This is a genomic window from Sphingopyxis italica, from assembly GCF_011926545.1.
Lineage (GTDB): Bacteria > Pseudomonadota > Alphaproteobacteria > Sphingomonadales > Sphingomonadaceae > Sphingopyxis > Sphingopyxis italica.
This window is the reverse complement of sequence record NZ_JAATIT010000004.1, coordinates 175,090-188,493: the sequence shown is the minus strand read 5'-3', so window position 1 is coordinate 188,493 and position 13,404 is coordinate 175,090. Positions and strand designations below refer to the sequence as shown.

General features: G+C 65.6%; 14 protein-coding genes. 7 read left to right on the top strand and 7 right to left on the bottom strand.

What is annotated here, in order from left to right:
* Positions 1-10: 10 nt before the first annotated feature.
* From thpD to GGR90_RS15325, 5 genes are all read left to right on the top strand, one after another.
* A complete protein-coding gene (gene thpD / locus GGR90_RS15345) occupies positions 11-931 on the top strand; it encodes an ectoine hydroxylase (RefSeq protein WP_167922271.1) in 921 nt (306 codons plus the stop codon).
* Entirely contained in the window at positions 928-2,370 is a 1,443-nt protein-coding gene (locus GGR90_RS15340) for an aspartate kinase (protein WP_167922270.1), read from the top strand. The genes thpD and GGR90_RS15340 overlap by 4 nt, the downstream gene beginning before the upstream one ends.
* Positions 2,371-2,390: 20 nt before the next feature.
* On the top strand, positions 2,391-3,668 hold the full coding sequence (locus GGR90_RS15335; protein ID WP_167922572.1) for an MFS transporter: 1,278 nt from the start codon (positions 2,391-2,393) through the stop codon (positions 3,666-3,668).
* On the top strand, positions 3,653-5,008 hold the full coding sequence (locus tag GGR90_RS15330) for an MFS transporter (RefSeq protein ID WP_167922269.1): 1,356 nt from the start codon (positions 3,653-3,655) through the stop codon (positions 5,006-5,008). The genes GGR90_RS15335 and GGR90_RS15330 overlap by 16 nt, the downstream gene beginning before the upstream one ends.
* A gap of 287 nt (positions 5,009-5,295) precedes the next feature.
* Complete coding sequence (locus tag GGR90_RS15325; protein WP_167922571.1) at positions 5,296-6,564, top strand: integrase arm-type DNA-binding domain-containing protein; 1,269 nt, start codon at positions 5,296-5,298, stop codon at positions 6,562-6,564.
* A 207-nt stretch (positions 6,565-6,771) separates the two neighbouring features.
* On the opposite strand, the gene GGR90_RS15320 is transcribed toward GGR90_RS15325, so the two are convergent.
* Positions 6,772-7,047, bottom strand: coding sequence for a hypothetical protein (locus GGR90_RS15320; protein ID WP_167922268.1), 276 nt, complete (start codon positions 7,045-7,047; stop codon positions 6,772-6,774).
* Between the two features lie 27 nt (positions 7,048-7,074).
* Between GGR90_RS15320 and GGR90_RS15315 the strand changes: the two genes are divergently transcribed.
* Together GGR90_RS15315 and GGR90_RS15310 are read left to right on the top strand one after the other, a co-directional pair.
* Positions 7,075-7,551 (top strand): hypothetical protein, encoded by a 477-nt coding sequence (locus GGR90_RS15315; RefSeq protein WP_167922267.1) that lies wholly within the window; start codon positions 7,075-7,077, stop codon positions 7,549-7,551.
* 77 nt (positions 7,552-7,628) lie between these two features.
* Positions 7,629-8,840 (top strand): helix-turn-helix domain-containing protein, encoded by a 1,212-nt coding sequence (locus GGR90_RS15310; RefSeq protein WP_245198719.1) that lies wholly within the window; start codon positions 7,629-7,631, stop codon positions 8,838-8,840.
* A gap of 76 nt (positions 8,841-8,916) precedes the next feature.
* On the opposite strand, the gene GGR90_RS15305 is transcribed toward GGR90_RS15310, so the two are convergent.
* The 6 genes from GGR90_RS15305 to trbK-alt are packed head-to-tail and all read right to left on the bottom strand — an operon-like array spanning position 8,917 to position 13,404.
* Positions 8,917-9,132: a DUF2274 domain-containing protein gene (locus GGR90_RS15305; protein WP_167922266.1), complete on the bottom strand. Its 216-nt coding sequence runs from the start codon at positions 9,130-9,132 to the stop codon at positions 8,917-8,919.
* Complete coding sequence (locus GGR90_RS15300; RefSeq protein ID WP_342449951.1) at positions 9,129-10,352, bottom strand: TraB/TrbI/VirB10 family type IV secretion system protein; 1,224 nt, start codon at positions 10,350-10,352, stop codon at positions 9,129-9,131. Before GGR90_RS15300 ends, GGR90_RS15305 begins: the two co-directional genes overlap by 4 nt.
* A complete protein-coding gene (gene trbG, locus GGR90_RS15295) occupies positions 10,349-11,185 on the bottom strand; it encodes a P-type conjugative transfer protein TrbG (protein ID WP_167922265.1) in 837 nt (278 codons plus the stop codon). The genes GGR90_RS15300 and trbG overlap by 4 nt, the downstream gene beginning before the upstream one ends.
* Positions 11,182-11,865, bottom strand: a complete 684-nt coding sequence (gene trbF / locus GGR90_RS15290) for a conjugal transfer protein TrbF (protein WP_054731684.1) — start codon at positions 11,863-11,865, stop codon at positions 11,182-11,184. The genes trbG and trbF overlap by 4 nt, the downstream gene beginning before the upstream one ends.
* A gap of 4 nt (positions 11,866-11,869) precedes the next feature.
* A complete protein-coding gene (gene trbL / locus GGR90_RS15285; protein ID WP_167922264.1) occupies positions 11,870-13,156 on the bottom strand; it encodes a P-type conjugative transfer protein TrbL in 1,287 nt (428 codons plus the stop codon).
* Entirely contained in the window at positions 13,153-13,404 is a 252-nt protein-coding gene (gene trbK-alt / locus GGR90_RS15280; protein ID WP_039579026.1) for a putative entry exclusion protein TrbK-alt, read from the bottom strand. The genes trbL and trbK-alt overlap by 4 nt, the downstream gene beginning before the upstream one ends.

The following is a 13,404-nucleotide window of genomic DNA, read 5'->3' as shown; positions in this document are numbered from 1 at the left end:
GAGACGTCCGATGCAAGACCTCTACCCCTCGCGCCACGCCGCCGAAGCCGAAATGCGGCCGCGGCAGGATCCCGTCGTCCATAGCGAATGGAGCAATGACGCGCCGATCAGCCCGGCCCAGGCGGCGCAGTTCGACCGCGACGGCTATATCGTCCTCGAGGACATCTTCTCGGCCGACGAAGTCGCGTTCCTGCAAAAGGCCGCGGGCACGCTGCTCGCCGATCCGGCCGCGCTCGACGGCGAGACGATCGTCACCGAGCCGCAAAGCCGGGAAATCCGTTCGATCTTCGAGATTCACGCGCAGAGCCCCGTGATGGCGCGGCTCGCCGCCGACGCGCGGCTGGCCGATGTCGCGCGCTTCCTGCTCGACGACGAAGTCTATATCCACCAGTCGCGGCTCAACTATAAACCCGGGTTCAAGGGCCGCGAATTCTATTGGCACAGCGATTTCGAGACCTGGCATGTCGAGGATGGCATGCCGCGGATGCGCGCGCTGTCGATGTCGGTGCTGCTCGCCGAGAACACCCCGCACAACGGCCCGCTCATGGTCATCCCGGGATCGCACCGCACCTATCTGACGTGCGTCGGCGAAACCCCCGACGACCATTATCTGAGCTCGCTCAAGAAACAGGAATATGGCGTCCCCGACGAGGAAAGCCTCGCCGAACTCGCGCACAAGCACGGCATCGTCGCGCCGACCGGCAAGCCGGGGACGGTGATCCTGTTCGACTGCAACCTGATGCACGGGTCGAACGGCAACATCACGCCCTTCCCGCGCGCCAACGCCTTCCTCGTCTATAATGCGGTCGCCAATCGGCTCGAAAAACCGTTCGGCGTCGACAAGCCGCGCCCCTGGTTCCTCGCGCATCGCGGCGATCCCGAACCGCTGACCGTCGAGCGCGGCCCGCTGTTCGAGGCGGTGGCGGCATGAGCGGACGTCACAGCGTCGAAAAGATCGGCGGCACGTCGATGGCAGCCACTGCGACATTGTTCGACAATGTGCTGATCGCGGGGCGCGCGGGCGCCGACCTCTACAATCGCATTTTCGTCGTCTCGGCCTATGGCGGGATGACCGACCTGCTGCTCGAGAACAAGAAGAGCGGCGCGCCCGGCGTCTATGGCCGTTTCGTCGCCGACGACGACGCGGGCGGCTGGCGCGAGGCGATGGAAGACGTCCGCCGCGCCATGCAGACACGCAATGCGGCGATGTTCGCGCGGCCCGAAAGTCGCGACGAGGCCGACGCCTTCGTCGACACCCGCATTGCCACGGTTGCCGCATGCCTCGAAGACCTCGCGCGCCTGCGCGCGCACGGCCGCTTCTGCGTCAAGGAGCAGCTGATGACGGTGCGCGAGTTGCTCGCCGGGATCGGCGAGGCGCACAGCGCGCACAGCACCGCGCTGCTGCTCCGCGACCGCGACGTGAACGCCCGCTTCGTCGACCTGACCTTGTGGGACCAGGATGACCTCCGCACCCTCGATGCGCGGATCGGCGACGCCTTCGCCGCGATCGACCTGGCGACCACGCTTCCCATCGTCACCGGCTATGCCGGGTGCGAGGGCGGCATGGTGCGCCGCTATGCGCGCGGCTATACCGAGATGACCTTTTCGCGGCTCGCGGTGCTCACCGGCGCGCGCGAGGCGATCATCCACAAGGAATTCCATCTGTCGAGCGCCGATCCGAAACTGGTCGGCGAAGACAAGGCGCGCAAGATCGGCCGCACCAACTACGACGTCGCCGATCAGCTTGCGAACCTGGGCATGGAAGCGATCCATCCCGGCGCCGGGCGCGGCCTGCGCCAGACCGACATTCCGCTGCGCGTTCGCAACACCTTCGACCGCGAGGATGGCGGCACGCTGGTGACCGGAGATTATGTTTCGGATGTGCCGCGCGTCGAGATCGTCACCGGCATCCGCCAGATGCAGGCGCTGCAATTTTTCGAACAGGATATGGTCGGGATAAAGGGCTATGACGCCGCGATCCTCGACGCGCTGACGCGGCACGGGGTCTGGATCGTCAGCAAATCGTCGAACGCGAACACGATCACCCATTATCTGTCGGCGAGCGCCGATGCGATGAAGAACGTGATCGCCGACCTGCAAAAAACCTATCCCGACGCGGCGATTTCGGCGCAGCCGGTGGCGATGGTGGCGGCGATCGGCAGCGATATTTCGCGCCCCGGGCTCGTCCCCGATGCGCTGCGCGCGCTCGACGATGCGGGCATCGCGATGATCGCGATGCAGCATCAGATTCGCAACGTCGACGTCCAGTTCATCGTCGAAAGCCGCGACTTCGACGCCGCGGTGCGCGTGCTGCACAAGGCGCTGGTCGAGGATGCGGACGCGCGCGCGGAGGGCCGGCGCGCCGCGTGACGCGGCGGCCGCCGCGGCCGATGTTCGCAACGATCCTGCCCGTGCGAAGCCTGCTGGTCGCGATTTTCGTGATGATGGCGGGCAGCGGCTTCCTGTCGACGCTGATCGGCCTGCGGCTCGAACGCGCGGGCAGCGGCACGATGATCATCGGCCTCGTCGCGACCGCCTATTTCGGCGGGCTCGTCGTCGGCGCGCTCCGCGCGGGCGAGGTCGTGCGCCGCGTCGGCCATATCCGCGCCTTCGCCGCCTTCGTCGCGCTGCTGTCGGCGAGCACGCTTACCTATGCGCTGTTCCAGCATCCCGCGCTGTGGGCGTCGCTGCGCCTCGTCGACGGGCTGTGCGTCGCGGGGGTCTTCATCTGCGTCGAAAGCTGGCTCAATGACCGCGCCGAACCCACGACGCGCGGCACGATACTCGCCTGCTATATGGTCGCGCTCTATTCGGGACAGGCGCTCGGCCAGCTCATATTGCGGTCGGGGAACAGCGCGCCGCAAATCCCGTTCGAGCTTGCTTCACTCCTGATTTCGCTCGCGATCATCCCGGTTTGCCTGACACGCGCCACCGCGCCGACGCTCGAGGATGCGGCTTCGCTACCGCTGCGCCGCCTGTTCGAAGCGTCGCCGCTCGGCGTCGCCGGCGCGGGGATCACCGGGCTGCTGCTCGGCGCCTTTTACGGCCTCGCCGCCATTTACGCGCGCCGGATCGGCCTGAGCCTCGGCGACACCGCGACCTTTATGATGACGGTGATCCTCGGCGGCGTCGCGCTGCAATGGCCGCTCGGCCGGCTGTCGGACCGCTACGACCGGCGGCGCGTCATCATCGCCTGTTTCGCCGCGACGCTCGCGGTCAGCATCGCGCTTGCCATGGCACCGGCGGGAGCCCTGCTGCTGGCCCTCGGCGCGCTGTTCGGCGGGCTCAGCTTCGCGCTCTATCCGCTCTGCGTCGCCTTTGCGAACGACCGCCTGCTGCCGTCGGAGCGCGTCACCGCGAGCGGCCAGCTCGTCCTCCTCTATTCGGCCGGCGCGGCGCTCGGCCCGCTCGGCGCCGCCGCGGCGATGACGCTGGCGGGCGCCGGCGGGCTCTTCCTCTTCATCGCGTTCGGGGCGGCGGCGATGCTCGGCTTCGGGCTGTGGCGCCTCGCGACCAGCGAGCCGGTGCCGGGCGCGGCGCAGCAGGATTTCCAGATTCTGCCGCGCACGACGCCGGTCGCCGCGCTGCTCGACCCCGCCGGCCCCGAACCTTCCGCCGCATCGACCGAATCCCATCCGCAAACAGGTGACCCATGGAAAAACCCGTAACGCTTCACGCCCCGGGGCACCCGCCCCCCTTTCGCGAGCCGTCACCGCTGCACCGCGCGGTCGCCGCGTCGGCGCTCGGCAATGCGGTCGAATGGTTCGACTATGGCATCTACGCCTATGGCGTGACCTATATCTCGGCCGCGCTTTTCCCCGGCGATACCGAGCAAGCGATATTGTTCGCGCTCGCGACCTTCGCCATCTCCTTCCTCGTCCGGCCGCTCGGCGGGCTGTTCTGGGGGCCCCTCGGCGACCGCATCGGGCGCAAGTCGGTGCTCGCGATGACGATCCTGTTGATGGCGGGCGCGACCTTCGCGGTGGGGTTGATTCCATCCTACGCCAACATTGGCTTCTGGGCCCCGGCCCTGCTCATCCTGCTCAGGATGCTTCAGGGCTTTTCGACCGGCGGCGAATATGGCGGCGCGGCGACCTTCATGGCCGAATATGCACCCGACGACCGGCGCGGCTTTTACGGCAGTTTCCTCGAATTCGGGACGCTCGCCGGCTTTTCCTTCGGCGCGGCGCTGATGCTCGGCTATTCGCTGCATCTCGGCGATCAGGCGATGCACGAATGGGGGTGGCGCATCCCCTTTCTGATCGCGGGCCCGATCGGGCTGATCGGTATGTATGTGCGATCGAAGATGGAGGACACGCCGATCTTTCGCGAGGAAATGGCGTCGGCCGAACGGCGCCAGCCGCCCGGTCTTGGCGTCCTCATACGCGACTATTGGCGTCCGCTGCTCGTCGTCGGCGGGCTCGTCGTCGCTCTCAACGTCGTCAATTATTCGCTGCTCTCCTATATGCCGACCTATCTCCAGCGTCGCATCGGCCTGTCGAACGAAGAGGCGCTGCTGGTGCCGATCGTCGGCATGCTGTTTATGATGATCTTCCTGCCCTTCGCGGGCGCGCTGTCCGACCGCGTCGGACGCCGGGCGATGTGGCGCTGGTCGCTGATCGGCCTGCTGCTCGGCGTCGTGCCGCTCTATATGCTGATCGGCACCGGCTTCACCGGCGCACTCATCGGCTTCATGGCGCTCGGCCTGCTATATGTGCCGCAGCTTGCGACGATCTCGGCGACCTTCCCCGCGATGTTCCCGACCGCGGTGCGCTTCGCGGGCTTCGCGATCGCCTATAATATCTCGACCTCGATCTTCGGCGGCACCGCGCCGATTGTCGGCAGCGGCCTGATCACCCTGACCGGCGATCCGCTCATGCCCGCCTACTATATGATGCTCGCCTGCCTCGTCGGGCTCGCCGCGCTGCGCTACATGCCTGAGACGGCGGGCCGTTCGCTGCGCGAAGATCCGTTCAGACGCGCAGCCGCGCCCGCCGACGACGATTGATCGGCGCGCGACCGGACGATGCCGGCGGAGACACCGGCAAGCTGCTGCGACTATTCGGAATTCTGGAGCGGGCGAAGGGATTCGAACCCTCGACCCCAACCTTGGCAAGAAATTACGACAACTACGCCAGAACTTCTTTTTCTACGCCAAGGCACTAAAAAGCAAGCTTTTGTTGACTTCAGCCTACGATATTCTATCCTCGGCCTACCCTGCGAAGCGGTGAATTTCTATTACGTCCTTATTACTTTTCGAATCTGCCACCCTCGCGTAATATGATGGAGGAACTTGTGGCGCTTGCAAAGCTCAATAAGCGGACGGTCGATGCGCTGGCTGCACCAGCGACAGGCCAGGCATTTCTTTGGGATACCGAGATCAAGGGTTTCGGTGTCCGTGTCGGCGCAACCGGGACGAAAACCTTCGTCATCCAGTATATGAATGAGGAAGGCCGGGTTCGGCGAGTGAAGATCGGGCGCTTCGGCGTCATGACGGTTGAACAAGCCCGCGAGCTGGCGAAGATTCAGTTGGGCAAGGTCGCCTCTGGCGAAGATCCCGCAGAGGAGTCACGCCGGGTCCGGAAAGATCTTAATGTCGCCGAGATGTGCGAATGGTATCTCGTCGAAGCGCGGGCCGGCCGCATTCTTGGACGGAAGAACCGCCCGATCAAGAACACCTCGCTCAACATGGACGAGAGCCGCATCCGGACGCACATCATCCCGCTGATGGGCAAACGCCTCGTGCGAAAGCTGACGATCGCCGACGTCGAGGCCATGCAGAATGACATCGCCACCGGTCAGACACGAAAGCCTCCTTCGGGCGGGCGCGGCGGCCGCCCGACCGGCGGCGCCGGCGTTGCCGGGAGGAGCCTCGGCACCCTTCAGGCCATTCTCGGCCATGCAAAGCATAAGGGACTGATTGCGGAACATCCCACGAAGGGCGCGAAGAAGCTCGCGACAAAGAAAAAGACCCGGCGTCTCAGCATCGCCGAGATCGTGCTGCTTGGGCGCGCAATCGGCCGGGCCGAACTGGGTTCCGAGAACCCCGTTGCGCTCGCTATCGTGAGGACGCTCCTTCTGACCGGCTATCGGCGCGAAGAGGCGCAGGCGCTGCAGCGGCAGTGGGTCAACCCCATGGGCGGTTACGTCGCGTTCCCCGACACGAAGAGCGACGCGCAATATCGGGCGATCGGCCCCGAGGCGATCAAGATCGTCGTCGCTCAAACCGAAATTGCCGGCTGCCCCTACGTCTTTCCCGCGTCGAATGGCGAAGGCCCTTTTACCGCCGTCAGCGACTGCCTCGCCCGGCTATGCCGCTCGGCCGGCATCGAGGGTGTAACGCCGCATACGCTGCGCCACACCTTCGGGAGCATGGCTGGCGAACTCGGCTTCTCCGAGCTCACGATCCGCGCGATGCTCGGCCACGCGTCGCAAAGCGTGACGCAGGACTATGTACATATCGACGAAGCCGTGAAGCTGGCGGTAAGCCGGACCTCGGACGAGATCGCGAAACATCTCGAGACTGGCGTGCGGAAGGCGGCGCAGATGAAATTCGCCGCCTGATCAGGGCGGCGTCGCGCGCTCGCCCGGCGTTACAGCCGGCAACCGGAGGAAAACGGTCTGGTGGTCATACTTCCGCGTCATGCAGAAAACGATCGCCTCTAGCAGTTCCAGACAGTTTCCTTTTGGGCAGACATGAGGATGAGCGGATCACGAATTGCGCCCCATTGCGCTCCGTTTCGCTGTCAGATGCGGGTAGGCGCACGATATTTACAAAAGCATCTTGCAATACGCACAGATTCGTGACAGAAATCCCTTGTTGCTAAACGGGGACACTGCTCCATGGATATTCGCCGCACCATTCTCGACACCGTTCCGAAGGAACTGTGGATCGACCTCGAAGACCGTCACCGCGCTGAGGCGTTCAAAGCGCACGATGTCGTGAAGACGAACATCCCGCTGAACGCCAAGCGCAGCCGCGAGGTCGAAGGTCAGATCCGCTTCCGCCTGCAGGAGCAGGGCTATGAAGAGGTCGTCCAGCTTCATGGCGGCCACCTCGTCGAAGATGGCATCATGCCCGGCACCGACTTGCGCGTATATCAGCCCTTCGCCCGCTTTCAGGGTCCGAAGGTCGGGGTCATCCTCGGTTTTGCGGCGATGCCCGAACGGCGCAAGATGCCCGCGAAGAACATGTCGCGTGCCGCCGGCGTCACGTTGAACTGGCATCTTCAGCCGAGCATGTTCGACGATCCGAAGAGCTTGCGCGCGAATGATATCTTCGTTCTCTTTCTCACCGCTCGCGACCGCAACAAAGCCGGCATGATTGAGGAAATAGCGGTCGGCGTCATCGGCGCCGACTACAAGGACTTCATCTTTTACGAGTCGCTCGAAGACTTCTTGCGCGGCTACGGCGAAGACAGCGATGCTCCGGATGGCCCCGATGGTTCCGACGATCGCGGTGCCGAGGTCAAACTCCGCAAGACTCGCAAGCTGTTCTTGCCTCCGGAGAATCGTCCGGATAGCGACGCCGAGGACGGCTCGAACGAATAAGTCGGTCGCACCGACAAACGCTGATTTTTCTCCGCTTCGCACCCCTCAAAGGGTGCGAAGCCGCAAGGACTCCGGCCATGAGAATTGGTACTCCAGGGTTCATCCCGGCACGGCTGACCGAGATTCGTCATGCGCGGCGTATCCCGTCTCGCGCTGCGTTGGCGCGGCGCCTCAATTCGAGCGCCAGCACCGTGTCGCGATGGGAAGATGAGGATTCAGACCAGACCCCAGACCCGGCCGCGCTTCTTCAGCTCGCCGGCGAGATGCAGGTCCGTCCGGAATATTTCCTGCGCGAAACGTATGAGAGCGACCGACCGACCTTTTTGCGTTCGCTGTCGAGCACCCTTGTACGCGACCTCGCGTATCAGAAGGCCCAGATGCAGTGGCTGCACGAGGCCAGCTTTATCATCAGCCATTATGTCGACCTGCCGGAAGTCGACATTCCCGACGTATTGGCGGGTGCCGACTATACCCAGCTTCGCGATGCTGACATCGAACAGATCGCCCTCGACCTTCGCAAGCACTGGAACCTCGGCGAAGGACCGAGCGGCGACATGGTCACTTTGATGGAGCGCATCGGCATCGTCGTTGCGACGATACCGATGAATACGACCAAGCTTGATGGTCTTTGCAGTTGGTCCCCTATCGACGGCCGGCCGCATGTACTTCTTGCGACCGACAAGATGTCCTTCCCTCGCAGGCAGATGGACGCAGCTCACGAGCTAGCGCACGCCATCCTCCATAGAGCGGTGCCAGAAGAGGAGTTCGAGGCTAATCTCCGCGTAATCGAGCGGCAGGCCTTTCGGCTCGGCAGCGCCTTTCTCATGCCTTCGACAAGCTATCCCCATGAGGTCCGGCGCTGCTCGCTTGCTGTGTTGGCCAGCCTCAAGGAAAGGTGGCGGGTATCGATCAAGGCGCAGATCAAGCGCCTTTCGGATCTCGACATCATTCCCGAGGACTTGTCGCGGCAGCTTTACAAACTTTACTCGGCAAAAGGCTGGTCAAAAGGCGAACCGCTCGACCAGCACTGGCCAGTCCAGCAACCACGAGCGCTGCGTGACAGCCTCAACCTGATCGTCGACAACGGCGTTCGCAGCAAGGCTGACCTGCTGGCGACCGAGTTCACAATCTCGGCGACCGATGTCGAACTGCTTTGCGGCCTGTCGCCAGGATGGTTCGATCGCGATGCGGCTGAGGTTGTTACGCTGAAGCTCGCATCGTCCGATCGTGACGCTTCCCTGCGAGGTGAAGGTCAAGTCATCGCATTTCCGGACCGCCATCACCGCTGACGTTGAGAGGCTCAAGATTGCGCGAGAATATCTCCCACGGCGATAAGGGCCCAGCTTACAAGAGACTTTCAGCCGCCTAATGCCGCGCCCTCGCAAAACCGCGATCGGTCGCGACGAACCGTTCCAGCATCGGCGGTATGAGCCGTTCGATCGACAACGGCTCCGACAGGCCATTTTCCTTCGCATGTGCCGCAGCATAGTCGGCGAGATCGCGCGCAAGCTTGCCCGTGAGTTCAACAGTAGCCTTGACCGGCTTCTCCTCAACGATCGGCCCAAGTCGCAGCCGACTCATCGCCAATCCGCCTGCGGCTCGAGAATGAGGTCGCGGGTGACGATCACACGGAGCGCGAAACCCGGTCGGATGGTGAGCGTCGGACGCACCGCCAGTTCGCGCTCGACGATGCGGCGCCCGGCCTGGCTCGTGCTGTCCTGCATCCCGTAGCGGAGCGCCCGGGCGAGTTCGTCGTCGCCGCCCACGCTGAGCTCGCTCCCGACCCCGAGCAGGGTCGAGACGAGCGCGGCGCGGACCATCCGGCCCCAATGATTGTTCACCCGATCCTCCAGCCCCGACATGCCTGCGGCGTCGGCGCCGGGCTGCCGTTCGAGGCGGATCGATCGTCCGCCGGGCAAGATGAGGCGATCCCATGCGAGGAGCACCCGGCTCTGTCCCGCCGCGATCTCGCTGTCATATTCGCCGATCAACCGCGACCCTTGCGGGATGAGAAGGATACGCCCGGTCGGACTGTCGTAGATATTCTGCGTCACCTGCGCGCTGATCTGGCCCGGCAGGTCGGAGCGTATGCCCGTGATGAGCGCTGCCGGAATGACAGTCCCGGCCTGGACGACCAGCGCGGAACTCGGGGCGATCAGGCGCTCGCCACTTTCGAGGGGCCTTTTCGTCCCCGACGCCAGAAACTGACGCCGCCCCTCATTGGGCGTGCGAGGCTCCGCCGCCTGTTCGGGCGCGGCCGCCTCAGGAGACACAATATCTGTTGCTGCGGAACTTGCGGTTCCGCCCCCCAGAAAGAGCCGGCTCGTCTGGGCGCTCTCGCGCTCCTGCAGTGCCCGCTGCCGCGCCTGTTCGGCGGCGGCCACGCGCGGATCGGGAGGATTGCCCCCTTCCGCGCCGATCGGCGGGACGGGGATGGCTTCGCCGCTCCCCTGCGCCGCAACGATCGGCCGGCCAAGGTCGCCGGGGAGCGGCGGACCGAGCTTCGGCACGGCGCCATAATCGGCGGGCGCTCCGGTGATCGCGTCGGGCCTCGCATTGTTGCTCGCTTCATAGAGCTCCTGACGCTCGGCCGGGGCCGGCGTTCGCAGCGCCCACATGAGCGATGCCGCGATCGCGATGCCGCCGGCCCCGCCGATAACCGCCAGAGTTTTCCGCGACAGACGCATGACCCGCGGAGCCTCACCCGCGAGGCGGAACGCATCGGGGCTCGCAGGGGCGATCGGCGCGACCTCGGCCTCGGCGGGCACAGCTTCTGTGCCCGGCTGTTCGGGCGCCGTCACGACCGGCCTCGCGGGCGCGGCGTTTCGCGTTCGATCCGCACGGCCTTGGCGCCGCGCCCGCTCCCCAGCCGGAGTTCGGCGCGATCGAAAAGGCGGTCGACGATCATGTAACGGCCGTCGACCCGGTAGTTGAGCAGCTCCGCCGCGCCCTTCTCGCCGATCGCGAACAGCGGGGGCATGTCCGCTGTTGCGATCGCAGCGCCGAACTCGACGAAGAGCTGGCGCCCATCGTCGAAAACGCGCACCGGCCGCCAGGGGACCTTCGCGCCGGAGATGCGATAGGCAAAACTCAACGCCGCGAAATCGATCCCGCCTGCAACCGGAGCGAGCCGCGCCTGTTCACTCTCGGCGGCGCGAAGCGCGATCAGCTCGTCCTGCGGATAGGACCAGGAGACCGCCGCCATATAGGTGGCGGGGGTCGCGCGCAGCTCGATGTGATAGGTCCGACGGCTGGTGTTGATGACCAGATTCGTCACGATGTCGGGGCGCGTGGGCTTCACCAAAATATGGACGCGCCGCGACGCGCCCGACCCGCTCACCGTATCGCCGATGACCCAGCGCACCGTGTCGCCGGCCGCGACTGGCCCCGGACCGACAAGCTCCTCGCCTTCCTGCAATGCGATATCGGTAACCTGTCCGGGCGCGGTGTAGACCTGGAACAGCGCGCCATCGGCCCAGGCATATTTCTGGATGGCGTTGAGGAAGGTCGCGCGCTCGGGCTGGACGCGCGCCGCGTCGTTCGCGCGGCCGACCTGCGTGCGCGGATCGGCGGGTGCCGCCTGCGCCGGCAGCGCGAGCGCAGCGGCGCCGAAAAGAAGGGTAAGGCGGATCATTGGCTGAGCTCCTTCGACCAAGAAATAGCGGTGACAAAAACGCCGAGCGGGTTCCGGCGCAGGGCGTCGGGGGTGCGGGGCGGCTGGATCGACGTGGTCAGGATCGCCGACCAGCGCGACGTCTCGACGAGGCTGCCATCCTGATAGCGGCGCTCGGTCCAGGCGATGCGGAAGCTATCGCGCGATGCGCGGATCACGCTCGACACGTCGACGGCGACCTGCATCTTGCCGACCTCGGCAAAGGGATCGTTCGCGCGGGCGTGATCGCTCAGCGCCTGCGCGCCCTTGGGCGTGGTGAAGTCATAGGCGCTGAGCCAGTCCTTGCGGAGCACCACCGGATCGGCCGGGATCGAGCGGACATGCTCGATGAAGCGCGCGAGATGGAAGGCGATCTGCGGATCGGTCGGCGAATAGTCGGCATCGGCGGGCGCCACCGACCTGGCTTCGCCGAGCTTGTCGACCTCAACCACCCAGGGGGTGATCGTGCCGCGGAGCGACTGCCAGACGAGCGCCGAGGCGAGTCCGCCCGAAAGCGCAAGGCAGCCGAAGAAGGCGAGACGCCAGCTTTTCGCCTGGGTGCGGGCCGAGCCGATGCGGTCGTCCCAGACCTGCGCCGCGCGCTGGTAGGGCGTAACCGGGACCGGGGACTTGCCATAATGTTGGGACGGGCGTCGAAACATGGGTTCAATCCTTCTGGCTGATGTCGGGAGCGGAGCCGGCGCCATGGCTGTCGCCGGCCTTGAGGGTCTGCGAGGCGATGGTGGCGCCCGAGGTGACGGCCTGCCGCCGCTTCATGGCGGCCGCCCAGGTCGGGGGCGACGCCGCGCCGTCGCTGGCGGCGGCAGCGCCGGCCGCGGACTTGCCCGCCTGCCCCGCTGCATAGCTTTGACGCAGGCGGTCAGCCGCGGCGCGGAGCGGCGAACCCGCGCCGCGCGCCGTGTCACGGGCCACATTGGCGAGCCCCGCACCGAACGCCCGCATCCCGCTCTTCCCGGCCGCACCCCGAGCATAGGATGCCGAAGCGCTGCCGGACGCGCGCGAGGCTCCGAGCGCGGTGCGACCGACGGCGCTGCTCGCCGCGCCGGCCGCCAGCGTCGCGCCCGCCGCGCCAGCGGCGAGGGTCGCCCCGGCCGCGAGGGTCGTGCCTGCGGCGGCGCCTGCGCCGAGCTGCGGGCCGCCCGCCACGATGCCGTTGGCGACGCTCGGACCGAAGATGCCGAGACCGAGCAGGGTCAAGGCGCCGAGTGCGATCGCCATCACCTCGCGGATGTCGGGTTCGGTCCCGAGCCCCGCGTCCATGAAGCGCTGGAAGAGGGTCGTGCCGATGCCGGTAATGACCGCGAGCACGAGCAGCTTGATGCCTGAGGAAATGATGTGACCGAGGACGCGCTCGGCCATGAAGGCGGTGCGTCCGAAGAAGGCGAAGGGCAGCAGGACGAAGCCCGCGAGCGTCACCAATTTGAACTCCAGGATCGTGACGAAGACCTGCACCGCGAGAATGAAGAAGGCGATCACGACGATCACCCATGCGATCAGCAGGATCAGGATCTGAACGAAGTTGGTGAAGAGCCCCACGGGGCCGACAAGATCGGCGGTCGCGTCGAGCAAGGGCTCGGCCGCGTCGAGGCCGGTGGACGCGATCATGCCGGGGCGCATGAAATCACCGATCGCCATCGCGCTTCCTGCCGCTTTCAGGCCAAGCCCGGCGAAGCTCTCGAGCAATATCGTGGCCAACGCCTGGAAATTGCCGATGATGAAGGCGAAGACGCCGATATAGAGCGTCTTCTTCACCAGTCGCTGCAGCACATCCTCGTCGGTGCCCCATGCCCAGAAGAGCGCCGCGATCGTGATGTCGATCACGATCAGCGTCGAGGACAGGAAGCCGACCTCGCCGCCGAGCAATCCGAACCCACTGTCGATATAGGTCGAGAAGACCGACAGGAAATTATCGATAACGCCGGTGTCGTTCATGGCTTGCTCTTTTCGGTCCGGAAGAAATGGCGCCGCTTCGCTTCCCAGGCCGCCTCGCATTCGGGATCGGCTTCGGTGGCGGTTCGGCAGCGACGAAGGGTGTCGCCATAATCGGGGGGTGCGTCCGCCCCGGAGATCGCGGGAGCGGATGCACGGGGCGCGGGCGGATCGAGCGCGGCGACAAGGGCAAGGGTCAGCGCAAGACCCAGGACGATTGCCCCCATCACCAGCCCGCCCGCCCGGCCCAT

Bases quoted from the DNA above. Each gene is read 5' to 3' on its own strand.
- GGR90_RS15330 (WP_167922269.1), top strand. From the start codon at position 3,653: ATGGAAAAACCCGTAACGCTTCACGCCCCGGGGCACCCGCCCCCCTTT.
- GGR90_RS15315 (WP_167922267.1), top strand. From the start codon at position 7,075: ATGCCCGGCACCGACTTGCGCGTATATCAGCCCTTCGCCCGCTTTCAG.
- trbL (WP_167922264.1), bottom strand. From the start codon at position 13,156: ATGAACGACACCGGCGTTATCGATAATTTCCTGTCGGTCTTCTCGACC.
- thpD (WP_167922271.1), top strand. From the start codon at position 11: ATGCAAGACCTCTACCCCTCGCGCCACGCCGCCGAAGCCGAAATGCGG.
- GGR90_RS15335 (WP_167922572.1), top strand. From the start codon at position 2,391: ATGTTCGCAACGATCCTGCCCGTGCGAAGCCTGCTGGTCGCGATTTTC.
- GGR90_RS15340 (WP_167922270.1), top strand. From the start codon at position 928: ATGAGCGGACGTCACAGCGTCGAAAAGATCGGCGGCACGTCGATGGCA.
- GGR90_RS15305 (WP_167922266.1), bottom strand. From the start codon at position 9,132: ATGAGTCGGCTGCGACTTGGGCCGATCGTTGAGGAGAAGCCGGTCAAG.
- trbG (WP_167922265.1), bottom strand. From the start codon at position 11,185: ATGATCCGCCTTACCCTTCTTTTCGGCGCCGCTGCGCTCGCGCTGCCG.
- trbK-alt (WP_039579026.1), bottom strand. From the start codon at position 13,404: ATGGGCCGGGCGGGCGGGCTGGTGATGGGGGCAATCGTCCTGGGTCTT.
- trbF (WP_054731684.1), bottom strand. From the start codon at position 11,865: ATGTTTCGACGCCCGTCCCAACATTATGGCAAGTCCCCGGTCCCGGTT.
- GGR90_RS15320 (WP_167922268.1), bottom strand. From the start codon at position 7,047: ATGAAGCTGGACGACCTCTTCATAGCCCTGCTCCTGCAGGCGGAAGCG.
- GGR90_RS15310 (WP_245198719.1), top strand. From the start codon at position 7,629: ATGAGAATTGGTACTCCAGGGTTCATCCCGGCACGGCTGACCGAGATT.